Consider the following 663-nt stretch of genomic DNA (forward strand, 5'->3'; position numbering starts at 1 on the left):
GCCCGGTTACATTCCGAACCCGGAAGCTAAGCCTTTCAGCGCCGATGGTACTGCAGGGGGGACCCTGTGGGAGAGTAGGACGCCGCCGAACAATCTTTCAAAGGACCCTTGGTCCTCAGCGTTCACGCTGAGGACCAAGGGTCCTTTTTGTTTTTGCACGCTTTACGCCGAAGCGCGGCCATGGGCTGGTTGCGCGAGAATGACTAGCGGTACCCCGAAGACAGGAGTCACACCCATGTCCAACTCTCCCGACGATCGTCCGGAGCGCGAGCCTCGTCGCAACGACGGTGGTGACAGGGGCGGCTACCGCGGGGGCCGTGACGACCGCGGCGGCTACCGTCGCGACGACCGTGGTGGCCGGCCGGCCGGCGGTGGTGGCTACCGCCGCGATGACCGTGGTGGCGACCGTCCGTCCTTCCGTCGCGACGACCGTGGTGACCGTCCCAGCTACCCGCGCCGTGACGACCGGGGCGACCGTCCGAGCTACCCCCGTCGTGACGACCGTGGTGAGCGCCCGAGCTACCCGCGTCGTGACGACGACCGTGGCGGCTACCGCCGCGACGACCGCGGTGGCGACCGTCCGAGCTACCCCCGCCGTGACGACCGGGGGGACCGCGGTGACCGTCCGTCCTTCCGTCGTGATGACCGTGGTGACCGTCCCCG

Annotated in this window: 1 protein-coding gene and 1 rRNA gene; both read left to right on the plus strand. The window is 68.8% G+C overall.

Going from position 1 to position 663, the window contains the following annotated elements:
• A 5S ribosomal RNA gene (gene rrf / locus AC067U_RS24545) occupies positions 1-91 on the plus strand; the annotation flags it as partial.
• Between the two features lie 226 nt (positions 92-317).
• Positions 318-663 (plus strand): hypothetical protein (locus AC067U_RS24550; protein WP_478831911.1); only part of this gene is annotated, 346 nt, incomplete at its 3' end.

It is taken from the genome of Streptomyces sp. NPDC043853, assembly GCF_056436025.1.